This window comes from Streptomyces sp. NBC_00670, assembly GCF_036226765.1.
GTDB lineage: Bacteria > Actinomycetota > Actinomycetes > Streptomycetales > Streptomycetaceae > Streptomyces.
The window spans coordinates 656,934-680,103 of record NZ_CP109017.1 but is presented as its reverse complement, the minus strand read 5'-3'; the positions used below and the strand labels follow the sequence as shown (position 1 = coordinate 680,103).

The 23,170-nt window shown below is 73.4% G+C and carries 22 protein-coding genes; 6 read left to right on the top strand and 16 right to left on the bottom strand.

Annotated elements, in window-relative coordinates; translation table 11 throughout:
* Positions 1-86 precede the first annotated feature (86 nt).
* From OIE12_RS02895 to OIE12_RS02885, 3 genes are all read right to left on the bottom strand, one after another.
* Entirely contained in the window at positions 87-2,522 is a 2,436-nt protein-coding gene (locus OIE12_RS02895; RefSeq protein ID WP_329131358.1) for a SpoIIE family protein phosphatase, read from the bottom strand.
* 121 nt (positions 2,523-2,643) lie between these two features.
* A complete protein-coding gene (locus OIE12_RS02890) occupies positions 2,644-3,024 on the bottom strand; it encodes a hypothetical protein (RefSeq protein ID WP_329131357.1) in 381 nt (126 codons plus the stop codon).
* Positions 3,025-3,122: 98 nt separating this feature from the next.
* Positions 3,123-4,049, bottom strand: a complete 927-nt coding sequence (locus tag OIE12_RS02885) for a MurR/RpiR family transcriptional regulator (RefSeq protein WP_329131356.1) — start codon at positions 4,047-4,049, stop codon at positions 3,123-3,125.
* A 213-nt stretch (positions 4,050-4,262) separates the two neighbouring features.
* On the opposite strand from OIE12_RS02885, the gene OIE12_RS02880 reads away from it, so the two are divergent.
* From OIE12_RS02880 to OIE12_RS02860, 5 genes are all read left to right on the top strand, one after another.
* Positions 4,263-4,424, top strand: coding sequence for a hypothetical protein (locus OIE12_RS02880; RefSeq protein WP_329131353.1), 162 nt, complete (start codon positions 4,263-4,265; stop codon positions 4,422-4,424).
* 15 nt (positions 4,425-4,439) lie between these two features.
* Complete coding sequence (locus OIE12_RS02875; protein WP_329131351.1) at positions 4,440-4,856, top strand: DUF3662 domain-containing protein; 417 nt, start codon at positions 4,440-4,442, stop codon at positions 4,854-4,856.
* A gap of 66 nt (positions 4,857-4,922) precedes the next feature.
* Entirely contained in the window at positions 4,923-5,309 is a 387-nt protein-coding gene (locus OIE12_RS02870) for a hypothetical protein (RefSeq protein WP_329131349.1), read from the top strand.
* Positions 5,310-5,485: 176 nt separating this feature from the next.
* A complete protein-coding gene (locus OIE12_RS02865) occupies positions 5,486-6,325 on the top strand; it encodes a DUF1206 domain-containing protein (RefSeq protein WP_329131347.1) in 840 nt (279 codons plus the stop codon).
* A gap of 61 nt (positions 6,326-6,386) precedes the next feature.
* On the top strand, positions 6,387-7,370 hold the full coding sequence (locus OIE12_RS02860; RefSeq protein WP_329131345.1) for an aldo/keto reductase: 984 nt from the start codon (positions 6,387-6,389) through the stop codon (positions 7,368-7,370).
* A 119-nt stretch (positions 7,371-7,489) separates the two neighbouring features.
* On the opposite strand, the gene OIE12_RS02855 is transcribed toward OIE12_RS02860, so the two are convergent.
* The 7 genes from OIE12_RS02855 to OIE12_RS02825 all read right to left on the bottom strand — a co-directional run bounded on the left by OIE12_RS02855 (position 7,490) and on the right by OIE12_RS02825 (position 15,868).
* Complete coding sequence (locus tag OIE12_RS02855; RefSeq protein WP_329131343.1) at positions 7,490-7,879, bottom strand: hypothetical protein; 390 nt, start codon at positions 7,877-7,879, stop codon at positions 7,490-7,492.
* Between the two features lie 140 nt (positions 7,880-8,019).
* A complete protein-coding gene (locus OIE12_RS02850; RefSeq protein WP_030378077.1) occupies positions 8,020-8,445 on the bottom strand; it encodes an SsgA family sporulation/cell division regulator in 426 nt (141 codons plus the stop codon).
* Positions 8,446-8,554: 109 nt separating this feature from the next.
* The gene (locus OIE12_RS02845; RefSeq protein WP_329131341.1) at positions 8,555-10,234 is read right to left on the bottom strand and encodes a serine/threonine protein kinase; all 1,680 of its coding nucleotides are present in this window, start codon (positions 10,232-10,234) and stop codon (positions 8,555-8,557) included.
* Between the two features lie 146 nt (positions 10,235-10,380).
* Complete coding sequence (locus OIE12_RS02840) at positions 10,381-11,628, bottom strand: 4-hydroxybenzoate 3-monooxygenase (RefSeq protein ID WP_329131339.1); 1,248 nt, start codon at positions 11,626-11,628, stop codon at positions 10,381-10,383.
* Positions 11,629-11,710: 82 nt separating this feature from the next.
* A complete protein-coding gene (locus OIE12_RS02835; protein ID WP_329131337.1) occupies positions 11,711-12,682 on the bottom strand; it encodes an LLM class F420-dependent oxidoreductase in 972 nt (323 codons plus the stop codon).
* A 38-nt stretch (positions 12,683-12,720) separates the two neighbouring features.
* Complete coding sequence (locus OIE12_RS02830) at positions 12,721-14,160, bottom strand: ATP-binding protein (RefSeq protein WP_329131335.1); 1,440 nt, start codon at positions 14,158-14,160, stop codon at positions 12,721-12,723.
* A gap of 31 nt (positions 14,161-14,191) precedes the next feature.
* Complete coding sequence (locus OIE12_RS02825) at positions 14,192-15,868, bottom strand: FAD-dependent oxidoreductase (RefSeq protein ID WP_329131333.1); 1,677 nt, start codon at positions 15,866-15,868, stop codon at positions 14,192-14,194.
* Positions 15,869-16,088: 220 nt separating this feature from the next.
* On the opposite strand from OIE12_RS02825, the gene OIE12_RS02820 reads away from it, so the two are divergent.
* Entirely contained in the window at positions 16,089-16,961 is an 873-nt protein-coding gene (locus OIE12_RS02820) for a universal stress protein (protein ID WP_329131331.1), read from the top strand.
* Between the two features lie 10 nt (positions 16,962-16,971).
* Here the strand turns inward: OIE12_RS02820 and OIE12_RS02815 are convergent, their stop codons facing one another.
* From OIE12_RS02815 to OIE12_RS02790, 6 genes are all read right to left on the bottom strand, one after another.
* Complete coding sequence (locus tag OIE12_RS02815) at positions 16,972-18,279, bottom strand: DUF4032 domain-containing protein (protein WP_329131329.1); 1,308 nt, start codon at positions 18,277-18,279, stop codon at positions 16,972-16,974.
* Positions 18,280-18,353: 74 nt separating this feature from the next.
* The gene (locus OIE12_RS02810; protein WP_329131327.1) at positions 18,354-19,556 is read right to left on the bottom strand and encodes a thiolase family protein; all 1,203 of its coding nucleotides are present in this window, start codon (positions 19,554-19,556) and stop codon (positions 18,354-18,356) included.
* A complete protein-coding gene (locus OIE12_RS02805) occupies positions 19,553-20,218 on the bottom strand; it encodes a CoA transferase subunit B (RefSeq protein WP_329131325.1) in 666 nt (221 codons plus the stop codon). Before OIE12_RS02805 ends, OIE12_RS02810 begins: the two co-directional genes overlap by 4 nt.
* On the bottom strand, positions 20,218-20,973 hold the full coding sequence (locus OIE12_RS02800; protein WP_329131323.1) for a CoA transferase subunit A: 756 nt from the start codon (positions 20,971-20,973) through the stop codon (positions 20,218-20,220). Before OIE12_RS02800 ends, OIE12_RS02805 begins: the two co-directional genes overlap by 1 nt.
* Positions 20,970-21,674: a carboxymuconolactone decarboxylase family protein gene (locus OIE12_RS02795; protein ID WP_329131321.1), complete on the bottom strand. Its 705-nt coding sequence runs from the start codon at positions 21,672-21,674 to the stop codon at positions 20,970-20,972. Before OIE12_RS02795 ends, OIE12_RS02800 begins: the two co-directional genes overlap by 4 nt.
* Positions 21,671-23,023 carry a hypothetical protein gene (locus tag OIE12_RS02790; protein WP_329131318.1) on the bottom strand — a complete coding sequence of 451 codons (1,353 nt, stop codon included), beginning with the start codon at positions 23,021-23,023 and terminating at the stop codon, positions 21,671-21,673. Before OIE12_RS02790 ends, OIE12_RS02795 begins: the two co-directional genes overlap by 4 nt.
* Positions 23,024-23,170 lie beyond the last annotated feature (147 nt).

The following is a 23,170-nucleotide window of genomic DNA, read 5'->3' as shown; positions in this document are numbered from 1 at the left end:
GACTTCCGCGGCCCGACCGTACGGCCCGCTCTCCTCGCGCCTTCCCCGCCGGGCGCCGGTTATCGCACGCGGGTGGGCCGCACGGGTCAGCCGGCGTCCGGTGGCAGGTGGACGTCCAGCACACAGACGTCGTCGCGCAGTTCGCCCTCCAGCATGGCGTCGAGCAGCGGCCGCAGCGGGCCGGGGCCCTCCGGGTGCAGGGCGGCGGCGGCCCGGGCGAGCCGGTCGAAGCCCACGTCCAGCCCCTCCGCGGGCCGCTCGACCAGACCGTCGGTGTAGAACAGCAGATGGTCGCCGGGCTCCAGACGGAACTCCGCCTCGGCGAACGACGGATCGTGCCGCGCGCCGAGCAGCACCCCGGCCGGCCGGTCCAGATAACCGGCCGCGCCCTGACGCAGCAGCAGCGGCGGTGGATGGCCCGCCTGCGCCCAGACCAGCCGGCGCCGCCCGGGTTCGTAGCGGGCCAGCACCAGCGTCGCCGTCGTCTTGGCGTCGCGTGTGTGCAGCAGCAGCGCGTTGAGCCGGATCAGCGCGCCCGTCAGCGTCGAACCGGTGATGATCATGCCCTTGGCGGTGAACCGCAGCTGGGCCATGGTGGCGACCGCGTCTATGCCGTGCCCGGCCACGTCACCGACCACGAACAGGGCGGAACCGTCGGGCAGTTCGATGGCGCTGAACCAGTCGCCGCCGACATGGATGCCGGACTGGGCCGGCCGGTACGCCACATCGACCCGCAGTCCGGCCAGGGACAGCGGCCGGCGCGGCAGCGGCAGCAGCGTGTGCTGCAGCCGGTCGGCGAGCGTGCGCTCCGCCAGCAGCGCGCCGTGCTGGGTCAGCATCGCGCGTTCGCTCTCCACCAGGGCGAGTTCGGCGCTGCGCTGCGCGGTGTGGTCCTGGAGGAAGCCGTGCACCTCCAGCGGGCTGCCGTCGGCGTCCGTCACCGGCTCGGCGACGAGCCGCAGGTGCCGTACACCCCGGACCGTGTGGACGCGGAACGGGATGTCGAGCGGCCGGCCCTTCGCCAGCAGCTCGCCCACCGCGTGCCGCAGGACGGGCGCGTCGTCGGGTGCGACGTGCTCCGGGAGGTCGGTGAGCGAGAGCGTGCCCCGGGCCGGCTCGCGGGCGAGGATGGTGAAGACCTGCGGGGACCAGGTGGCCCGCCCGCCGACCAGGTCCCAGTCCGCCCACCCCAGGTTGCCCAGCCGCTGCAACTCCGCCAGGCGCTGCTCCTCGCGGTCCGAGGAGTCGTGCCGGATCCAGGTCACCACCAGCGCGTCGCCGGAGCGGACGGCCCGCACGGAGTACGTCGAGCTCTCCGGGACGCCCGCCGCCACCTCCTGGTACACGAAGGGCTCGCCCTCGTACGGCTCCCCGGTGGCGAGCGCCCGGTGGTACCCCTCCCACAGCGGCTCGCCGACGACGGTGGGGTAGCACTCCAGGACCCGCAGCCCGACCAGCTGCCGCCCCCGCCGCCCGGCGACGTCGACCGCGCGCGGGGCCGCCGCGGCGATGCGGAAGTCCTCCACCTCGCCCGCCGCCGAGCGCAGCGGGACGAGGAGGACGGCCGGGCCGGGCAACGCGTCGAACACCGTCTGGACGGTGTCCCGCAGCGGGTCGGCGGCCACCAGGTCCGGCGCCGCGAGGAAGCCGCGCAGCCGGTCGGCGCAGAGCAGCGCCGTCGCCCGCAGCAGCGCCTTGGCGGCGGGGGTGAACGCCGACGGCGTGGCCCGCAGTATCCCCAGGGAGGCGGTGGTCCCGCCCTCGGTGAGCACCGGCAGCCAGGCGCGGGTCGGCCAGCGCTCCGGGGCGCCGATCAGCGACCAGCTCTTCTCGTCGCGCCCGGGGTCGTCCAGCCAGTAGGGCCGCCGGGTGCGTATCGCCTCCAGGGCCGCGATGCCGCTGAGCGGCGGCACGTGCCGCCACTGGGCGGCGACGGTCTCGGTGACGCCCGCGTGCGCGGCCAGCCGCAGCCCGCCCGCGGGCAGCCCGGCGTAGATCAGTACGCCGTCCGCCATCACGGCGCCGGCGAGGTGCTCGCGCAGCCGGTGCGCCAGCTCCTCGGGGCCGGACACCCCGACGAGGGCCTCGGCGATGCCCGCGAGAACGGCGGCCCCGGCGGAGTCGACGTCACCGGCCGGACCGGTTTCGGAGGTGGCCGCGGCCTCGATGGCGCTCGCGCCGTACTCGGCCGGGACGTGCACGGCCGGTTCCGTGCCGGGGCAGGGCGCGGGCTCCTGCTGTTCCGGTCCGCACCCCGCCGTGCCGCCGAGCGTGATCCAGCACTCCTCGACGAGCGTGCGGCCCGCGGCCTCGGCGCGGCGGAGCAGTTCCTCGTGGGCGGCGTCCGCGGAGCGGCCGGTGAGGGCCATCACCGCGCCCTTGGCCCGTTCGAGGACGGCCGCCAGCGTCGTCGCGCTCCGCAGCCGGTCCAGTTCGGCCCGCTGTACGGCCACCACCTTGGCCAACGCGACCACATCGGGTTCGGCGCTCGACTCCTCGGGGAGCGCGGACTCGCTCGTCACGCGACGAGCATGTCACACCCCGGGCGTTCCGATCACGGTCCTGCGCTCCGGATTTCTCCGCCGCGCGAGCCCTTCCCGGGACGGTGCCCCGGGGCGCCGGGGACGGGGGAGGGGCGAGGGCTCAGCGAGGGCCGCCGGAGGCGTCGGCCAGGGCCTGGCTGACCGCGCGGACGCTGCGGGCGATGTGCTGGAGCTGCAGTACCTCGGCCGCGTACAGCTTGATCGTGTGTTCGATCACCGATTCCGGCAGTCCCAGCGCCGGCAGCTCCGCCCGGGCCGTTTGCAACGCGGTACGGGCCACCCGGATCTCGTGCTGGACCTGGATCTGCGCATGGCGGGCGAGGAGCACCGGATGCCTCAGCAGCACCGGGTAGCTGCCGTAGCGGGCCGGGACCAGCTCGCGCAGCCACTTGACCGCCGAGCGCTCCCAGTCGTAGCTGCCCGGGGTCTTCACCTGGCACGGCCAGTCGGTGCTGAGCGGCGAGTAGGTCATCAGGGCCATGGGGAGGAGTATTTATATATACCGCTGGTTATGCAAGAACATGAAAAAATTCACACACGTCCATCGGTTCTTCGACACGCACAGTCCCTCGGGACGCCTCAGTCCCTCAGGAAGAACTGGTGCTCCTCCGCGACCTGCTCGTACTCCTCCAGACGGGCCTGGGTCCGCTCGGGGTCCGCGTCCGTCATGGCCTGCAGCAGTGCCGCCGCCACCATCCCGGGTGCGGCGTAGGAGTCGAACACCAGTCGCGAACCGGTGCCGGTGGCGAAGACGGCATCGGCCTCCTCGGCCAGCGGTCCGAGCGCCAGATCGGTCACGAGCGCCACCCGCAGCCCCGCGCCGCGCGCCACCCGCAGCGCGGTGAGCGTCTCCTGGGCGTGCCGGGGCAGCGAGAAGGCCAGCAGCCAGTCGCCGCCGGCCTCCCGCGACTGCAGCAGGGCGTCGTACGCGACGCTGCCGCCCCGGGTCACCAGCCGGACGTCGGGGTGGATCCGCCGGGCGGCGTAGGCGAAGTACTCCGCGAGCGAGACCGAGATGCGCAGACCGAGCACGGTCAGCGGGGCCGACCGCGACAGCGCCCGGCCGACCTCGATCACCCGTCCCGGGTCCGCGAGGTCGCGGCGCAGGTTCTCCAGGTTCTCGATCTCGGCGTCCACCGCCGCCTGCAACTCGTTGCCGCGCTGCTCGGCGGGCGCGCTCGGGGTGCCGCTGCCGAGGGAGCCGAGCGCGAGGGACTGCAACCGCTCGCGCAGCGCCGGGTAACCGCTGAAACCGACCGCGCCCGCGAACCGGGTCACCGAGGGCTGGCTCACCCCGACCCGCTCGGCGAGATCGGTGATCGACAGGAACGCCGCCTCCGTGAGGTGCTCGATGAGGTACTGCGCGATCCGGCGGTGCGCCGGTGACAGCCCCGGCCCCTCGAACAGTTCCCGCAGCCGCGAGGTCGGGGAGGCGTCCCCGGCCGGCGCCGTCCTGCCCGCAGTGATCGCGGATGCCTGAGCGCGAGCCTGCTGCGGCGATGGCACCGGTGCGCCTCCTTCACGTCCCACGGGTTCCCGTCCCACGGGCCCTCAACATAGCCCACCGCCGGTCCTGACCTGGGAGCTTGCGCCCACATACCGGACAGGGCGGGGGAGCGGCCGACGGCGCGCGCGAGGCGTCGAACGCCGTCATCAGGGAACCCGCCGCACCAAGACAGGAAAACGCACGCATACGACGACTGCGAGGAGCTGTACGCCATGACGGTCCCCGAGGAGAACCGGCCGAAGACCGACACCACCGACGAGGTGCTGGAGCGACGCCGCCAGGAGAACCGGCAGGAGGCGACCGAGGGACGCACCATGCGCGAGGCCCTGGAGGACGCCGATGTGCGTCCCGAGGACTACGAGGGCGAGCGGTAGGGCGGGGTGCGAGCGGTGAGCGGAGAACCGCGGGCCGGACTGACCGGCTGGGAGAGGGCCCTGGAACGGTTCCAGCGCACGCTGCTGGGACACGTCTTCCCCAGGGAACCCGTCGAACTGCTCGACGCGCTGCGCCGCGAGTGCGACAGCAACGTGGTCCGGTGCAGCGAGAACCGGATCCTGGCGCCCAACGCCTACGACATCGAACTCGACCCCGAGATCCACGAGGAACTCGCCGGGGCCGACGGCAAGGTGGGCATGCTGCTCACCGACCGGCTGGCGCGGCACGGCGAACGCAACGGCTACGAATGGGCGGGACCGCTCGCCGTGCACATCACGCGCGCCGAGAGCGTCCCCAACGGCCGCTACCGGGTGGCAGGCCGGGTCATGCCGCACGTCCGGGCCGACGGGTTCGCCCCCGTCACCGAGTAGCGGCCCGCCCCACGGGTACCCGCCCCCGCCCCAGCAGCCACCCAGCACAGAGGGAGACGAACGACCGTGAACGCGCCCGCCCAGTCCGCCCCGCAGGTCCAGGTGGTCCTCAGCGACTGCTCGGCCACGGACGCCGGACACCTGTTCACCGAGCTGTGCCGGCACTTCGATTCCGACCGCGGCGCCGACTCCGCGCCGCACGACACGGAGGGCGCCCGCCCCACCATGTGGACCGGCACCTTCGACACCTCGGCCCCCGCCGCCACCCCCGACGCCCCCCACGCGCCTCCGCTCTCGGGCCCGGTGCGGGCCGAACTCCAGGGTGAACCCAAGGCGGTGACCCGCCTGAGGGAAGCCCTGGAGGAAACCTTCAGCGTCCACGAACTGGGCTCGGCATCGGGCGACCAGGAGATAGAGCTGGAGCTGCGCCTGGACAACGCCGCTTCTTCTTGAGGGGCGCGAGGAACCGCGCAATCTTCAGGGGGGTCCGGGGGCGCAGCCCCCGGGGGACGGGAAGGGTAGGGGCGGCGGGGGCGAAAAACCACGCCGGAGGAAGACGGCGGGGGCACCCCCCGCCACCCGGGGTGTCGGACGCCCAACCCGGGGCATCCGACCCCCGGGAGGCCAAGATGAATGTCAGCACGCTCACCCGCCAGGGCGGACCCCGATCCGGCCGCGAGGCCACCGGCACGGTCACGGAAGGCGCGGCACGAGCCGGCCTGGCCGCCCGCGGAGTGATCTATCTGCTCGTCGGCACACTGGCCCTGCAGATCGCCTTCGGCGACGGCCACCGCCAGGCCGACCGGGGCGGAGCCCTCGCCGAGATAGCGGGCAAACCGTTCGGCGCGGTCGTCCTGTGGGCGCTGGCCGCCGGCCTCGTCGGCATGGCCCTGTGGCGCCTGTCCGAGGCGGTTCTCGGCGCGGCCGGCCCCGACGGCCGCAAGCCGCGCAAGCGGCTGACCTCCGCCGCCCGCTTCGTGTTCTACGGCTTCGTCGCTTCTTCGGTCCTGCTCTTCGCCGCGGGCTCGCACGGCGGTGGTGGCGGCTCCAGCGACAAGCAGTCCAAGGACATGACGGCCAAGGTGCTCCAGCTCCCCGGCGGCCAGTGGATCGTGGGCCTGGCGGGAGCCGGCATCGCGGTCGCCGGGGTGTGGATCGGGGTACGCGCGGTGCTGCGCAAGTACCACGACAAGCTCAAGCTGGGGCAGATGTCCCGGCGGGCGCGGCAGGCGGTGGACGTCACCGGCGTGGGCGGCGGCGCGGCTCGTGGCCTGGTCTTCGCGGCCGCCGGTGTCTTCGCCGTACGGGCCGCCGTCGAGTACGAGCCGGACAAGGCCAAGGGGCTCGACGACACCCTGCGCTCCTTCGCGCACACCCCGGCCGGGCCCTGGCTGCTGGTGTGCGTGGCGGCGGGGTTCGTGCTCTTCGGCCTCTTCTCATTCGCCATGGCCCGCTGGCGCAAGGTGTGAGCCGACGGGAAGAGGGAGACCACGGATGCCGCCCGCCCGGGGCTGATGCGAGACTGACCTCATGGACGAGCGTGAATTTCGCAGGTCGGGTCAGCACGCGTCGGTCGTCGGGCTGGGTACGTGGCAGCTCGGCGCCGACTGGGGCGACGTCGACGACAAGGACGCCCACGAGGTGCTGGAGGCCGCCGCCGAGTCGGGCGTGACCTTCTTCGACACGGCCGACGTGTACGGCGACGGGCGCAGCGAGCAGACGATCGCCGCGTTCCTGCTGGGGCGGCCCGATCTGCACGTGCTGGTGGCCACCAAGATGGGCCGCCGGGTGGACCAGATCCCCGAGAACTACGTGCTCGACAACTTCCGCGCCTGGAACGACCGTTCCCGCCGCAACCTCGGCGTCGACTGCGTCGACCTGGTGCAGCTGCACTGTCCGCCGACGCCCGTCTACTCCTCCGACGAGGTGTTCGACGCGCTGGACACCCTCGTGGACGAGGGCCGGATCGCCGCGTACGGGGTGAGCGTCGAGACGTGCGAGGAGGCGCTGGCGGCGATCGCCCGGCCGAACGTGGCGAGCGTGCAGATCATCCTCAATCCGTTCCGCATGAAGCCGCTGCGGCAGGTGCTGCCCGCGGCCCGGGAGGCCGGGGTCGGCATCATCGCCCGCGTTCCGCTCGCCTCCGGGCTGCTGTCCGGCCGGTACACGAAGGACACGGTCTTCGGCGAGAACGACCACCGGACGTTCAACCGGCACGGTGAGGCGTTCGACCAGGGCGAGACCTTCTCGGGCGTCGACTTCGCCACGGGCGTGGAGGCGGCGGCGGAGTTCGCGGCGCTGGCCCCCGAGGGGTACACGCCGGCGCAGACGGCGCTGGCGTGGATCATCCAGCAGCCCGGCGTGACGACGGTCATCCCCGGCGCGCGCTCGGCGGACCAGGCCCGTGCGAACGCGGCCGTCGGCCACCTCCCGGAGCTGTCCGCGGACACGCTCCGGGCGATCGGCGAACTGTACGACCGCCGCATCAAGGCCCAGGTCGAGCCCCGCTGGTAGAGGTGTCCCCGTGCCCCTGAGAGGGGCGCGGGGAACTGCGCAATCTCTTTACGGGGGTCCGGGGGCGGAGCCCCCCGGGGGGACGGGAAGGGTAGGGGCGGCGGGGGCGAGGAACGCCGTCAGGCCGTCAGCGCGGTGCGGCGCGGAGCCACCGCGGCCACCGCCGGAACCCTCGGCGGAGCCGGCATCGCCGGGACCGGGGGCGCCGCGTACCGTCGCGGCCGCTCCACCGCCCGCACGGGGTACACCGTGCGCGACCGGTCCGCCACCGGCTCGCCCAGCGCTATCCGCCCCGCCGCGAGCAACGCCTCGCACTCCTCCGTGGGCAGCGCCACCTGGCACCCACCCCGCCCCCCGGCATCCGTGACGGCACGCCAATACCCGTACCGTCGCCGCCCGTCCGCGTGCACGGTGAGCATGACGGGGGCGCGCTGCGTCGCTATCAGACGCAGGACGTCGGCGTCGCGAGGGCTGATCGGCGGGCGTGGACCGGGGACGACTCGGAGCATGATCACCATTCTGGCGGACGGCACTGACAACGGGGCCGCAAAGCTCCCCAGGGAAGGGTGTACCGCTCCGCCTACCCTGCTCTCCACCATTGACGCACGAATGTTCGTCACACCTCTGTGACAACGCTTCTGACGCCCCATCAGCTGTTGCCGATCACCTCGGCGAGGAAGTCGTCGACGCTCACCGTCTCGGAGCCGGGCTCCACCACCTCGTACGTCTCCTCCAGGAACGACGCCACGGCCGGCGCCCAGGCGAGGATCACCGCGTGGTGCCGGCCCCCGTCGGGGTGGGCGTCGCCGAAGAGTTCCAGGCGCAACTCGTGCCACACGCCCGTGGACTGCGGCCGCAGCCGGACGTCGCCCTCGCCGACCGGCCCGAGCAGCCCCTCGGCCAGCATCTGCCGGTCGAGTCTCCACTGGGCGAGCAGCCGGCCCTCGTGGCTGAACGACGCGGTCACGGCGAACGGGTCCGAGGCGTCGTATTCCAGATGGGTCAGCACCGGGAACCGGCCGGACATGCCGGACATGAGTTCCATGACCAGGGTCTTGTGCACCGACGAGATCATGAAGCGCTCCAGCGTCGAAAGGCGGTAGAGCGTCCTAGTACCCGCGATGGGCGGGAGATGCTCAACCAGACGAGTGATTCGGTGCACGCGCGGTTTCCCCGGCCGCCGGTCAGCCGTCGGGGAAGCGGAACGTGCGCAGGATCCGGTCCAGCGCACGCCTGTTGCCGGCCTTGTCGTACGCCGTGCGCGGCGTCGTCCAGCGCAGCGAGTAGCCGGAGTGGCCGTCGAGGAGGACGCCGCGGCCGAAGGTGCGGGTGCGGGCGGTGCCGTCCGTCGCCAGCCACTGCATGTCGGCGCCCGGCAGTCCCCGGTAGGTCACCGCCCAGATCGCGCCGAGCCGCCGGTAGCCCGCGTACGAGCGGCGCAGGCCGGGCTCCAGAGCGGCCCAGTTGGCCGCCGGGTCCGGATCGAGCCGCAGGCTGTGCGTGACCACCAGGGTGCGTGGGTCCCCGCTCGCGCCGAAGGCGACGCGGTACGAGCCGTCGGTGCGCCGGTCCTCGAACACCCGCCGCCAGCCCGACGGGAGGTCGACGGAGAACCCCTCGGGGGCGTTGTGGCGCGCGAACTCCCCGGCCGTGGCGCGCGGCGGGCGGGCCGGGGGAGCGGCCGGGCCGGCCGTGGCCGAGGGGGCGGCGGAGGACGGGCCGGCCGTGGCGCCCGGGGCGGACGGTGCGGGGGAGGTGGTGCGGCCGGCCTCCCCGCCCGGCGCCACCACCGACGGCCGGGAGGCGGTGGGCGTGGCCCGCGAGACGGCGGCCCCCTCGTCGCCGGAACCGCCCCGCGTGACGTACAGGGCGACGAAGAACGCGGCCACGGCGAGCACCGCGCCGAGCAGCGCCGGACGCCGCAGAGAGCGCCCGGCCCCGGTCCGCCGTGCGTCCCGCGCGCCGAGCCGCCGTGCCTCCGCCAGGGCGCCCCGCACGCCGGACGTCGGCCCCGCCGGGCCCGGCTCCCCCTCGTCGGCCTCGGCGTCGAGAACGCGCTTCAGGTTCTCGCGTACGACGTCCTCCGGCACCCGCTCCGACGGGCTGCGCCGCAGCAGTCCGGTGACCGCCGGGGCGAGCGGACCGGCCTGCGCCGGGGGGCGCAGCGGCAGCAGCTGCACCCCGCGCAGCGTCGCCGCCGCCTCGCCCCGGTCGCGGAAGAGCGGGCGGCCCTCCACCATCGCGTAGAGCAGCGCCCCCAGCGACCACTGGTCCGCCGACGGGCCCGCACACTCCCCGCGCGCCTGCTCCGGAGCCGCGTACGACGGCGCGGTGACCCGCGGGCCCGGTGCGGAGCCGATCAGTCCGAAGCCGGTCAGCACCACCCCGCCGTCCTCGCGCACGAACACCTGTCCGGGGCTCAGGTCCCCGTGGGTGAGGCCCCGCCGGTGCGCGGCCCGCAGGATGTCGAGGAGTGCGAGCCCGATCCGGGCGGCGCGCACGGGGTGCAACGACCCCCGGCCGAGCAGGTCCCCGAGCGGGACGCCGTCGACCGGCCGCAGCACCGTCCACAGGGCGCCGCCGAAGTCGTCCTCCCCGCCCCCGCCCCCCTCCTCCGCCTCGACGACGTCGATCACCTGGGCGATCCGGCCGGGGCAGGCCCGTGCCATCACCGCCGTCTCGCGCGCGATCCGGTCCGCCGTGCGGGGCGGGGTGTCGGCGCGCGGATGCGCCGCGGGGCGGGAGCGGACCAGCAGCACCTCGTGCCCGGTTCCCATGTCCTCGCCGCGCAGGACGAGGCGCCCCGCCTCGCGGTGGACGGCCTCGCCCCGCCGGTACCGCCCGGCGACCAACTCCTGTGCCAAGACCCGCTCGTGGCCCATCGCCATCCCTCACCGCACACCGGAGACCCGCGTCGCACGGTGGTACGGAGAGTGCGCCACCGGGTGTTCAAAGTGACCGGAAGTCAGGGGAATCGGAGGGAAGCGGAGGGAAGCCCGCTCCGGGCGCGTCAGGAAAGGTGCCGTTCCGAGGCGGCACCGATGTACGCCTCCGCGAACGAGGCCGCCGCCGCGGGGGAGTCGAACAGCCGGCTCAGCCGGGCCGCCGCCATCCCCGCCCGGAACGGGTCCCCCGACGAGGGACCGTGCAGCAGCTCGCAGAACCACTCCGAGAACTCCTGGTACTCCCACACCCGCCGCAGACACGTTTCCGCGTAGCGCCGCAGCCCGCCCGCGTCGCCCCGGTGCACATACGCCACCAGCGCCTCGGCGAGGACCAGCGCGTCGAACAACGCGAGGTTCATGCCCTTCGCGGCGATCGGCGCCACCAGGTGCGCGGCGTCCCCGGCCAGGAACAGCCGCCCGTACGACACCGCACGCGCCACGTGGTTGTGCATGTCCAGCACGCGCTTCTCGACCAGCGTCCCCTCGGTCAGCGGCGGGGCGCCGGCCGCGCCGAGCCGCTCGTGCAGTTCGGCCCAGACGCGGTCGTGCGTCCAGCCCTCCGGGTCGTCGCCCGGCGGGCACTGGAGGTAGTAGCGGGTCACCTCGGGGCTGCGCGCCATGTGGGCGGCGAAGCCGCGCGGGTGGATGCCGAAGACGACGGCGTCCGCGGACGGGGGTGCCTCGGCGAGGAGGGCGAGCCAGCCGACGCCGTAGTCGAGCCGGGCGGGCTCCCGGTACTCGGCGGGCAGGGCCGCCCGGCTCACGCCCCGGGCGCCGTCGCACCCGGCGATCACCGCGCACTCCAGGCGGACGCGCGCGCCGCCGTCCGGGTCGGTGTACGTCACGGCGGGCGCGTCGGTGTCGATGCCGTGCAGCTCCACGTCCCGCACCCCGAAGCGGATGTCGCCGCCCTGGGCGTCGGCGTACCGGTGGACGAGGTCGGTGACCAGCCGGGGCTGCGGATAGACCACGTGGTGGTGGCCGGAGAGGTCCGCGTAGCGGAAGCGGTGCCGTTCGCCGCCGACGCGGAACTCGCACTCGCCGTGCCGTTGCGCGTTCAGCAGACCGGGCCCGGCCAGTCCGCGCCGCCACAGCGCCCGTACCGCCCACTCCTCCAGGAACCCGGCGCGCGGCCGGGTCTCGATGAACCGCCTGCTCTCCGCCTCCAGGACGACGCAGTCGACACAGGCGTCCCGCAGCACGCAGGCGAGGGCGAGGCCCGCGGGGCCCGCGCCGACGATGACGACGGGGACGCGAGCGGGCGGGCCCGGAACAGGCGCGGGCGAGGAGGGCGAGGGGGTGTGCGCGGACATGCGGACATTATCGCCGGTGCCCGTCAACTCCCTTGTGCAGCAGTTGTGTTGATCGGACCCGGCGGGGGGTGTGTCCGGCTGGTCAGTCGAAGGCGTCGTGCAGTGCCGGCAGCAGCTTCTTCGCCGACCAGTCGAGGAACGCGGGCTGGGAGTCGCCGCCGATCTGTACGAGCGCGATCTCGGTGAACCCGGCCTCCGCGTACGGGCGGACGGCCTCCACGAACGCCTCCGGGTCGTCGCCGCACGGGATCGACTCGGCGACGTCCTCCTCGGTCACGAACTGCGTCGCCGCGGAGAAGGAGTCCGGGTGCGGCAGTTCGGCGTTGACCTTCCAGCCGCTGCCGAACCAGCGGAACTGCGCGTGCGCCCGCCGCACGGCCGCGTCGCGGTCGGTGTCGTAGCAGACGGGGAGCTGGCCCACCCGGGGCTTGCCCTCGCCGCCGTGCCGCTCGAAGCCCTCGATCAGCTCGGGCTTGGGTTCGGTGGCGATGACGAGGTCCGCGAGGTGGCCGGCGAGCTTGCAGGACTGCTCGCCGGAGACGGCGATACCGATCGGCGGGGGCTCGTCGGGGAGGTCCCACAGCTTGGCGGACTCCACGTCGAAGTGGGTGCCGTGGTGGGTGACGTGCTTGCCGCCGAAGAGGTCGCGGATGATGCCGACGGCCTCCTCCAGGCGTTCGTGGCGTACGTCGGCGGTGGGCCAGCCACCGCCGACGACGTGTTCGTTGAGGTTCTCGCCGGCGCCGAGGCCGAGGCGGAAGCGGCCCTCGGAGAGGAGCTGGAGGGTGGCCGCCTTCTGCGCCACCACGGCGGGGTGGTAGCGGAAGGTGGGGCAGGTCACGTACGTCATCAGGGGGATGCGGGAGGTGGCCTGGGCGGCGGCTCCGAGGACGGCCCACGCGTAGGGGGCGTGGCCCTGTTCGCGGAGCCAGGGGAAGTAGTGGTCGGAGGTCACGGAGAAGTCGAAGCCGATGTCTTCGGCCTGCGCGACGTGGTCGACGAGGGCGCGGGGGCCGGCCTGCTCGGTCATCATCGTGTAGCCGATTCTCACCATGCGCGGCGGGTTCCCCGGGGTGGGGTGGGGAAACGGGGCTAACGCCCCTGACGCGGCGCCGTCAGTGGTAGGTGGACCCGGAAGCTCGTGTTGCCGGGGGTGGACTCCACGTCCAGGCTGCCGTGGTGTTTGTGGACCACTATGCGCCAGGAGATGTCGAGGCCCAGGCCGGTGCCCTCGCCCACCGGCTTCGTGGTGAAGAAGGGTTCGAAGATGCGGTCGCGGATGCCGGGCGGGACGCCCGGGCCCGTGTCGTGGAACTCGACCAGGACCCGGTCGTGGTCCAGTGCCGTGCGTACGGTCAGTGTGCCGCCCGTCGTGCTCATCGCGGAGACCGCGTTGTCGATCAGGTTGGTCCACACCTGGTTCAGCTCGCCCGGGTAGGCGGGCACCTCCGGCACCGTACGGTCGTACTCCTTGACCAGGGAGATCCGCTCGCCGAACTTGTTCGACAGCATCAGCAGGGTGCTGTCCAGCAGCTCGTGCACGTCGACCGTGCGGAACGGGGCCCGGTCGAGCTGCGAGTACTGCCGGGCCGCGTTGACGAGCGTGGAGACCCGGGTGGTGGAGTCCTCGATCTCGTTCATCAGCAGCTCGGTCTCGACCGTGTAGTTCAGCCAGCGGATCGCGCCTTCGAGGGTCTCCTCGTCGACGGCCGCCGCCACCTGGTCCAGCCACTCGGTGTCCAGTCCGGCCTGGACGAAGACCGGCGCCAGCCGCCAGCCGTCGTCGATGCCGTGGTCGTCGAGCCAGTCGGAGAGCGCGTCCTCCCGGTCGGAGGCCTCCAGCGGGGAGAGCGGGGACGCCTTGGCGACCTGCTCGGCCGTGCGCTCCTGGATGTCGACGAGCGTCACCAGGGTGTCCCGCGAGTAGTGCCCGGCGGTGATCGCGCCCAGCTTGTGCCGCATCCCCGCGACCCGCTCGCGCAGCGCCGAGGTGGCCCGCACCGCGGCGGCCGCCGGGTTGTTCAGCTCGTGCGTCAGCCCCGCCGACAGCGAGCCCAGCGCCAGCAGCCGCTCGCGCTGGTTGATGATCTGGCGGCTGTTCTCCTGGCCGTAGAACAGTCCCTCCAGCAGATGCACCGCCATCGGGAACCAGTCCCGCATGATCTCGGCGAACGTGTCGGCGGGCAGCACGAAGAACCGCGACGGCTCGGTGACCCGCAGCGAGCCGTTGTAGCGGGCCACCCGCGCCCGGTCTCCCAGGTACGCCTGGAAGGCGCCCGCGTACACCCCGCGCTGCGAGGTCCGGTTGGTCTCCACGTCGTCCGCGCCGACCCGCCGGGAGAGCACCACCGTGCCTTCGAGGAGGACGTAGAAGCACGTCGCCGGGTCGCCCTCGGTGTAGACCGGGCCCGGTTCGAACCTCTCCACGCGACCCTCACGGCACAGCCGGGTGAGCTGCTCCTCGTCCAGCTTCTCGAACAGGAAGAGCGTGCTCAGCTCCGTCCAGTCGCACGGCTCCGGCTGTCCGCTCACGACCGCTCCCTCCGCCCGGCACCCCGGGGGCTCACGACTGCTCCAGATAGCGATGGACCAGCATGACCGCCATCGCGCCCTCGCCCACCGCCGAGGCGACCCGCTTGGCCGACTCGGCGCGCGCGTCGCCCGCCACGAACACGCCCGGGACGCTGGTCTCCAGGTGGTACGGCGGCCGGACCGGCTCCCAGCCCGGCGGCGGGGACCCGTCGTCGGTCATGTCGGGCCCGGCCATGATGAACCCGTGCTCGTTGCGCAGCACCGTGCCGTCCAGCCAGTCGGTCAGCGGGGCCGCGCCGATGAACACGAACAGCCACTGCGCGTCGACGAGTTCGTCCTCGCCCAAGTCCACGTCGCGCAGCGCCAGCTTCTCCAGCCGTCCGGTGCCGTGCGCCGCTTCCACCACCGTGCGGGTGCGCACCGAGATGTTCGGGGTGGCCTCGATCTGCTGGATCAGATAGTGCGACATGGACGCGGCAAGCGACTCGCCGCGCACCAGCAGCGTCACCGAACGCGAGTGGCGGGCGAGGTACATCGCCGCCTGCCCGGCCGAGTTCGCCCCGCCGACGACGTACACGTCCTGGCCCGAGCAGGACGGTGCCTGGGTCAGCGCCGAGCCGTAGAAGACCCCGCACCCGGTCAGCTCCGCCAGCCCCGGCGCGTCCAGCTGCCGGTACGACACGCCGGTCGCCAGGATCACGCTGTGCGCGGCCACCGCCGAGCCGTCGGAGAACCGTACGGTGCGCGCGGCCCCGTTCACCTCCAGGCCCGCCACCTCGCGGGCGGTGAGGATCTCCGCGCCGAACCTCGCCGCCTGGCGCCGTGCCCGCTCGGTGAGCTGGGCGCCGGACACGCCGTCCGGGAAGCCCAGGTAGTTCTCGATGCGGGAGCTCTGCCCGGCCTGGCCGCCGGTGGCCTGCCGCTCCACCAGCAGCGTCCGCAGACCTTCCGACGCCCCGTACACCGCCGCGCCCAGCCCCGCCGGGCCGCCGCCGATGACGACCAGGTCGTAGAACTCCTCGGCAGGTGTCGTCGCCAGACCCACCTGCCCGGCCAGTTCGGCGTCATCGGGCTCCACCAGCGGGGTGCCCTCCGGGGTGACGACGAGCGGCAGCCGCCGCCCGTCCTGCCCGGCCGCCGCGAGCAGCCGGCCGCCCTCCGGCTCGTCCGCCGAGTACCAGCGGTAGGGCACTTGGTTGCGGGCCAGGAACTCGCGCACCTCGGAGGAGCGCGCCGACCAGCGGTGGCCCACCACCTTGGTGACCGGCACCGGACGGTGGTCGGCGGCCCGCCAGGCGGCGAGCAGATCGTCCAGGACCGGGTACAGCTTCTCCTCGGGCGGGTCCCACGGCTTGAGCAGATAGTGGTCCAGGTCGATCACGTTGATCGCGTCGATGGCGGCGTTGGTGTCCGCGTACGCCGTCAGCAGCACCCGCCGCGCCCCCGGATGAATGTCCATCGCGCGTTCGAGGAACTCGATCCCGTTCATCCGGGGCATCCGGTAGTCGGCGAGGATCACGGCGACCTGGTCGCCGCGCAGCTTCAGCTCGTGCAGCGCGTCCAGCGCCGTCTCACCGGACTCGGCGCGCACCACGCGGTGCGACTCGCCGTACCGGCGCCGCAGGTCGCGGGCGACGGCACGGGAGACCCCGGGATCGTCGTCCACGGTCAGGATCACGGTCCGCGCCTGCGCTGCGGGCTGTGTCATCGGCTCTCCCACCCCGGGCCGGTCGGGTGCCGGCCCACGGCCATCGTATGTTCGATCGGTTCGTTTCGCCTTGGCCCGAAGGGGCAGGGCCCCGGTAGCGTTGCCGTACGGGGCCGGTCGGTTCCGTCGGCCCGTCGAGTCGTCGAGTCGTCGACCAGCCAGTGACCACCGAGGACAGCCGCCGCCGGCCCGGGCCGGCGGCCCAGGGAGGCAGAGCCGCATGACCCGCCCGATCACCGTGGGAGTGGACGGATCGCCCGAGAGCACGGCCGCGGCCCGCTGGGCGGCACGGGAGGCGGTCCGCCGCGACCTGCCGCTGCGAATCGTGCACGCCTGGCGCTGGGAGACGTACGACTTCGTCGCCGCCGACGACCAGCAGGCCCAGGCCAACGGCGCCGGCGCGGTGGTCCGCGAGGTCGAGCGGGCCGTCGCCGGGGAACACCCCCACCTCGACGTCACCGCCGAGGTGGTGGAGGACGCTTCGGTCGACGCGCTCGTCGCCGAGGCCGCCCGGTCCGAACTGCTGGCGCTCGGCACCCGGGGCCACGGCGCCGTCCTCGGCTTCCTGCTGGGCTCCATCGGCCAGCAGGTGCTCGGCGAGGCCGCGCGCCCCGTGGTGCTGGTCCGCTCCGAGGACCGGCCCGCGCAGGAGGCCGCCGGCCGCGAGGTCGTCGTGGGGCAGCACGGCGAGCCCGCCGACAGTGCCGCCGCGCTCGAGTTCGCCTTCGAGGCGGCCGCCGCCCGGGGCGCCGGACTGCGGGTCGTACGCGCCTGGAACCTGCCGCCGGTCTTCGCCTACAGCCCCGGCTCCATGCAGCTCCTCGACGACGCCGGCGGCCTGGAACCGTACGAGCGCAAGGCGCTGGACGAGGCGCTGCGGCCGTGGCGCGAGCGGTTCCCGGACGTGCCGGTGACCGAGCACGTGGAGATCGGCAGCGCGGGGCAGGTGCTGCTGTCGGTGGCCGACCGGGCCCAGCTCATGGTGGTCGGCCGGCGCGCCAGCCGGCTGGCCGTCGGGCCCCGCATCGGCTCGGTCGCGCACGCGCTGATCGCCCACGCGCCCTGCCCGGTGGCGGTGGTACCGCCGGCCTGAGCGGCGGACGTCACGCCCGCGGAGCCGGGGCGGTCTCCGGCTCCCCGGTCTCCTTTCCGGCTTCCTCCCCGGCCGGGCCCTCCTCCGCGTCCTCCGCATCCGGCACCGCGTCGCGCACCCGGGGCAGGACGTGGGCGACGTAGTCCGCGACCGCCGTGTCCAGGCCGATGTCGTGCTGCGCCCGCTCGGACAGGAACCAGCGGTGTTCGAGGAGCTGGTGGTACAGCTCGGCCGGGTCCATCGCCCCGCGCAGCTCCACCGGCACCGCCCGCACGGTGGGCCGGAACACGTCCCGCACCCAGCGGTGGGCGAGCACTTCCGGGCGGGCTGTGAGGGGATCGCCCGGGGTGTAGTCCTCCTGGGTGGCCATCCAGCTCTCCAGGTCGTTCAGGAGCCGGCGGGCCTGGTTCTCCTCGGTGTCCAGACCGGTCAGCCGCAGCAACTGCCGCTGGTGGTGCCCGGCGTCGACGACCTTCGGCACGAACGTCACCGTGTCGCCGGTGGAGGAGCTCTCGATCTGCATCTCGGCCACGTCGAAGCCGAGGTCGTTCAGCCGCCGGATGCGCCGGTCCATGTAGTGGTACTTGCCCGCCGGGTACACCGAGGTCCGGGTCAGCTCCCGCCACAGGTCCGAGTAGCGCGCGCAGATCTCCGTGCCGAACTCGATCGGGTCCACCGACGGGTGGAGCGCCCCGGACGCCTCCAGGTCGAGCAGCTCCCCGCTGATGTTGACCCGGGCCAGATCGAGGTCGTAGTCGCGCTGCCCCTCGCTCAGCCGCGGTTGCAGCTCACCCGTCTCGGCGTCCACCAGATACGCCGCGTAGGCGCCCGCGTCGCGCCGGAACAGGGTGTTGGACAGCGAGCAGTCGCCCCATGCGAACCCGGCCAGGTGCAGCCGGACCAGGAGCACGGCGAGCGCGTCCATCAGCCGGTGCATGGTGGCCGGGCGCATCGTCGTCTCGAACATCGAGCGGTACGGCATGGAACCGCGCAGATGCCGGGTGATCAGCACGGGCTCCAGGTAGCCGCCGGCGGCGTCCGTGCGGCCGGTGACGACGGCGAGCGCGTCCACGGCCGGGATGCCGAGCCGGTCCAGGTCCCGCAGCAGCTCGAACTCCCGCACCGCCGGCCGCTCGGCGAGCTCCTTGACGGCCACGACCTCGTCACCGGCCCGGGCGTAGCGCACCACGTGCCGGGAGATGCCGCGCGGCAGCGGCACCAGCACGTCCTCGGGCCACTGCTCCAACGGCAGCTGCCAGGGCAGGGACAGCAGCAGGCCGGGGTGCTCCGGATTGGTGGCGCTGATGTGCAAAGCCATCGCTCAGTCGTCCTCGTCTCAGGTGCGGTACGACCCCAGTATCAGGTCGTACCGCCTTCCCCGGGCCGCCCGGTTCAGCGTTCGAGGACGAGTGCGAGGCCCTGGCCGACGCCGATGCAGAGGGTGGCGACGCCGGTGCCGCTGCCTTTGCGGGCGAGTTGGTGGGCGACGGTGCCGGCGAGGCGGGCTCCGGAGGCGCCGAGGGGGTGGCCGAGGGCGATGGCGCCGCCCTGGGGGTTGAGGATCGCCGGGTCGAAGTCGGGCCATTCGGCGAGGCAGCCGAGTACCTGGGCGGCGAAGGCCTCGTTGAGTTCGAGTACGTCGAGGTCGGCGAAGGTCTTGCCCGCCTTGGTGAGTGCGCGGTTGACGGCTTCGACGGGGGCGAGGCCGAAGTAGTGCGGGTCGACGGCGTGCACGCCGGTGGCGGAGACACGGGCGAGGGGCTCGCGGCCGGTGGCCTTCAGGCCTTCCTCGTCGGTCAGGAGCAGGGCGGCGGCGCCGTCGTTCAACGGCGAGGCGTTCCCGGCGGTGACGGTCCCGCCGTCCTTGCGGAAGGACGGCTTGAGCTTGGCCATCGCGTCGAGGGAGGCGTTGCCGCGTACGGACTCGTCGGCGTCGAAGAGGACCTGCTCGCCCTTGCGCCGCGGGACCGGCACGGGAGTGATCTCCGCGTCGAACAGCCCTTCGGCCTGTGCCGCGGCGGCCTTCTGGTGGCTGTGGAGGGCGAACTCGTCCTGCTGCTCGCGGCTGATCTTGTGTTTGTCGGCGATGAGTTCGGCGGACTCGCCGAGGGGGATGGTCCACTGGGGGTTCATGTCGGGGTTGGCCATGCGCCAACCGAGGGTGGTGGAGTACAGCTCGGTGTGGGCGGCGGGGAAGGGCTTGTCGCTCTTGGGCAGGACGTAGGGGGCGCGGGTCATGGACTCGACGCCGCCTGCCACCGCGATGGAGGCGTCGCCGAGGGCGATGGCTCGGGCGGCCTGGATGACGGCTTCGAGCCCGGAGGCGCACAGGCGGTTGACGGTGACGCCGGGGACGGAGGTCGGGAGCCCGGCCAGTAGTCCCGCCATGCGGGCGACGTTGCGGTTCTCCTCGCCGGCGCCGTTGGCGTTGCCGTAGTAGACGTCCTCGATGCGGGAGGGGTCCAACTGCGGTGTACGGGCGAGGAGTGCGCGGAGGGTGTGGGCGGCGAGGTCGTCCGGGCGGACGGAGGCCAGGCCGCCGTTGTAGCGGCCGATCGGCGTGCGGACCGCGTCGACGAGATAGACGTCTCTCATGCCCGCACCTCCTGCGGGACCCGAACGTCCTGCGGAATGCGCACCGTCGCCTCGGTCTTCGTGGCGATCTCCTCGGGGGTGACACCGGGAGCCGTCTCGACGAGGACGAGCCCCTCCCCGGTGACGTCCAGGACACCCAGGTCGGTGATGACCCGGTCGACGCAGCCCTTGCCGGTCAGCGGCAGCGTGCACTCCGTGCGGATCTTCGGGGAGCCGTCCTTGGCGGTGTGCGTCATGACGACGATGACCGTACGGGCGCCGTGCACCAGGTCCATCGCCCCGCCCATGCCCTTGATCGTCCTGCCGGGCACGGCCCAGTTGGCCAGGTCGCCCTTCTCGGAGACTTGCATCGCGCCGAGTACGGCGACGTCGATGTGGCCGCCGCGGATCATGCCGAAGGAGAGCGCCGAGTCGAAGAAGGACGCGCCCGGCAGGACCGTGACCGTCTCCTTCCCGGCGTTGATCAGATCCGGGTCGACGGCGTCCTCGGTCGGATACGGGCCGGTGCCCAGGATGCCGTTCTCGCTGTGCAGGGTGACGTGCACGTCCGGCGGCAGATGGCCGGGGATCGTGGTGGGCAGGCCGATGCCCAGGTTGACGTACTGGCCGTCCCGAAGTTCGCGGGCCGCGCGGGCCGCCATCTGCTCGCGTGTCCAGGCCATCAGAAGCTCACCGTCCTCTTCTCGATCCTCTTGGCGGTCGCCTGCGCGCGGGTCAGCGGCACGACCCGCTGCACGAACACGCCGGGCAGATGCACCTGGTCGGGGTCGAGGGCGCCGGGCTCGACCAGTTCCTCGACCTCGGCGACGGTGATCCGGCCGGCCATCGCGGCCAGTGGGTTGAAGTTGGCGGCGGCCCGGCGGAAGACCAGGTTGCCGTGCCGGTCACCGCGCCAGGCGCGCACCAGGGCGAAGTCGGTGGTGATGCCGTGCTCCAGGACGTGTGCCCGGCCGGCGAAGGTCCGGCTCTCCTTGGCCGGGGAGGCGAGCGCGACGCCGCCGTCGGCGCCGTACCGCCAGGGCAGCCCGCCCTCGGCGATCTGGGTGCCGACGCCCGCCGGGGTGTAGAAGGCCGGGATGCCGCAGCCGCCGGCGCGCAGCCGCTCGGCCAGCGTGCCCTGCGGGACGAGTTCCACCTCCAGTTCGCCGGACAGGTACTGCCGGGCGAACTCCTTGTTCTCGCCGACGTACGAGCCGGTCACCCGGGTGATGCGGCGGGCGGCGAGCAGGACGCCGAGCCCGGCCCCGTCCACCCCGCAGTTGTTGGAGACGACCGAGAGACCGGTGGCCCCCTGCTCGTACAGTGCGTCGATCACGACCTCCGGCACTCCGCTGAGACCGAAGCCGCCGACGGCCAGCGAGGACCCGTCGGCGATGTCGCGGACCGCCTCGGCGGCACTCGCGCAGACCTTGTTCACGACCGGGGCTCCTTGTCCGGGTCCAGGGTGGCCGGGTTCGGTGCGGGGACACCGAACAGGCGCAGTTGCAGGGCGAGGGTGGCGTAGTAGCCGACAAGCGTGGACAGTTCGAAGAGGGTGCTCTCGCCGAGGGCGGCGCGGGCCTGCGCGTACCAGGTGTCGTCGAGGCGCTCGGGAGAGGCGGCGAGAGTGCGGGCGGCCGACCACGCGGCCCGCTCGAAGGGGTCGGTGAAGCCGGGGTCGGTGTCCTCGCGCAGCGCGCGCAGCTCGGCCTCGGTGAGTCCCGCGGCCCTGCCGACCGCCTCGTGGGCGTACCGCTCGAACGCGCTGTCCCACACGGCGGCAACGACCAGGATCGCGGTCTCGCGCACCCGGGGCGGCAGCCCGGTGGAGAAGCGGATCGCCGAGCCCAGGGCCTGAAGCGCGCCGCCCAGCCGGGGGCTGGTCAGCATGGCGTTGAAGGGGCCGTGGAGGTGCCCCTCGGCGTCGGTGAGGGCGAACAGTTGGGGTCCGGTGGCGCGGGGGCCGCCGGTGATCTCCTCGTACAGGGCCTGTTGGTCGGGGGAGAGCCGGTCGGGGTGGAGGAGGGGCAGCCGTCCGGCGGTGGGGGGCGTCGGTGTGTCGTCTTCGGTTCGCCGTCCGGCGGTGGGGGGCTTCGGTGTGTCGTCCCCGGGTCGCCGATCGGCAGCGCGGGCCGTCACCGTCCCGCCCCCGTCCCGCCGTCCGCCACGACCTCGCGTGCCAGTGCCGCCAGGTCCGCGTCGGTGAGCAGCCGGCCCTCGCGGGCCATGGCCGCGCGGGCCCGGCGCAGCACCTCGTCGACCTGTGCGGTGGTGGTGTCGACACCCAGCGCGGCCAGCTTGTCGGCGAGGGTGTAGGGGCCGCTGTCGGGGGTGAAGGGAACCGTGCGCGCGTTGCCGACGAGCGTGGGTTCCAGGCAGTTGTGCAGCAGCGGGTCGACGGCGGTCTCCTGGGTGATGAGGTCCATGCCGCCCCAGGAGAAGGCGTGGGTGCCGGTCACGGGGTGGTTCCAGGCGAGGCGGTAGCCGGTCAACTCCTCGCCCGCGCGGGCCAGTTCCGTCAGCCGTCGGGTCTCGAGGCCGGTGCGCACCCCGTACAGCGTCTCGAACGCCATGGCGGTGGCGGCGAGATCGGCGTTGCCGGGACCACCGCAGTAGCCGTTGACGGACAGTTCGACGACGTCGGCGCCGGCCCGGACGGCGGCGACCGCGCAGCCGACCGCGAGCCCGAACGTGTTGTGCGGGTGCAGACCGACCTGGACGCCGGGCGCCAACTCCTTGGTGCGCGCGACGAGATGACCGTACGCCTCGGGGCTCATGGCGCCGGGACCGTCGAACAGGGTGAGTTCGGTGGCGCCCGCGCCGGCGAGCACGGTGACCGTCTCCTCCAGGGTCTCGTCGGTGAGGTAGGACACCATCAGCATCGGGACGACGACGTCCAGGCCCCGGGAGCGGGCGTGCCGGATCAGGGTCACGGCCCGGGCGAGGACGCCGGCCCGGCCACGTGCGCTGTCCGGGGTGCGCCAGTCCTCGCCCTGCCACGCCTGCTGGTAGACGGCCGGGTTGTAGATGAGGGACGCCTCGCCCAAGCCCTGCACCCAGACCTGCACGGCGTCGTAGCCCGCGTCGGCAGCCCGGTCGATGTCGGCGGTGGTGCGCAGCAGCGGCAGCACGACCCGGCAGTCCGCCCTCTCGCCCTTGACCAGCTCGACCTCGGCGCGCAGCGCCTTGTCGTCCCGCCCGGCGAGACCGGCGGTGACGACCTCGCGGACGCCCGCGCCGACGAGCCGGCGCAGGTACGCCTCCTTCGCCGCGGTGGGGGCGACCACGCCCGGCAGGGTCTCGACCGAGCGCAGGGTGGCGTCGCGCAGCCGCACGGACTCCGGCATCGGCCCACGCACCTCGGGGCGGCGGTTGAACGGGCTCACCGACCAGCGGCCCGGTTCGTACGCGCCCGGCGCGCGGGCGGCGGCCAGTTCGGCACGGAAACGGGCGATCTCCTCGTCGGTGAACACGGCCGGCTTGTCCATGGGCCCTCCGGGTGGCTGTCCGGGAACGGTGCGCGGTCTTCCCCCGCTCCGTCATTGCCCCGTCATTCAAACATCGCACCCCGCTCCCTGTCGACACTAGAGTCGGAAGTGGCGGCTTCACCTGCAATCATCCTCTCACATATTTAC

Excerpts from the sequence above, each read along its gene's own strand:
- OIE12_RS02840 (WP_329131339.1), bottom strand. The coding sequence starts at position 11,628 with ATGTCCGCGCACACCCCCTCGCCCTCCTCGCCCGCGCCTGTTCCGGGC.
- OIE12_RS02820 (WP_329131331.1), top strand. The coding sequence starts at position 16,089 with ATGACCCGCCCGATCACCGTGGGAGTGGACGGATCGCCCGAGAGCACG.
- OIE12_RS02850 (WP_030378077.1), bottom strand. The coding sequence starts at position 8,445 with ATGATCTCGTCGGTGCACAAGACCCTGGTCATGGAACTCATGTCCGGC.
- OIE12_RS02790 (WP_329131318.1), bottom strand. The coding sequence starts at position 23,023 with ATGGACAAGCCGGCCGTGTTCACCGACGAGGAGATCGCCCGTTTCCGT.
- OIE12_RS02835 (WP_329131337.1), bottom strand. The coding sequence starts at position 12,682 with ATGGTGAGAATCGGCTACACGATGATGACCGAGCAGGCCGGCCCCCGC.
- OIE12_RS02810 (WP_329131327.1), bottom strand. The coding sequence starts at position 19,556 with ATGAGAGACGTCTATCTCGTCGACGCGGTCCGCACGCCGATCGGCCGC.
- OIE12_RS02825 (WP_329131333.1), bottom strand. The coding sequence starts at position 15,868 with ATGACACAGCCCGCAGCGCAGGCGCGGACCGTGATCCTGACCGTGGAC.
- OIE12_RS02865 (WP_329131347.1), top strand. The coding sequence starts at position 5,486 with ATGAATGTCAGCACGCTCACCCGCCAGGGCGGACCCCGATCCGGCCGC.
- OIE12_RS02880 (WP_329131353.1), top strand. The coding sequence starts at position 4,263 with ATGACGGTCCCCGAGGAGAACCGGCCGAAGACCGACACCACCGACGAG.
- OIE12_RS02805 (WP_329131325.1), bottom strand. The coding sequence starts at position 20,218 with ATGGCCTGGACACGCGAGCAGATGGCGGCCCGCGCGGCCCGCGAACTT.
- OIE12_RS02855 (WP_329131343.1), bottom strand. The coding sequence starts at position 7,879 with ATGCTCCGAGTCGTCCCCGGTCCACGCCCGCCGATCAGCCCTCGCGAC.
- OIE12_RS02815 (WP_329131329.1), bottom strand. The coding sequence starts at position 18,279 with ATGGCTTTGCACATCAGCGCCACCAATCCGGAGCACCCCGGCCTGCTG.
- OIE12_RS02860 (WP_329131345.1), top strand. The coding sequence starts at position 6,387 with ATGGACGAGCGTGAATTTCGCAGGTCGGGTCAGCACGCGTCGGTCGTC.
- OIE12_RS02890 (WP_329131357.1), bottom strand. The coding sequence starts at position 3,024 with ATGGCCCTGATGACCTACTCGCCGCTCAGCACCGACTGGCCGTGCCAG.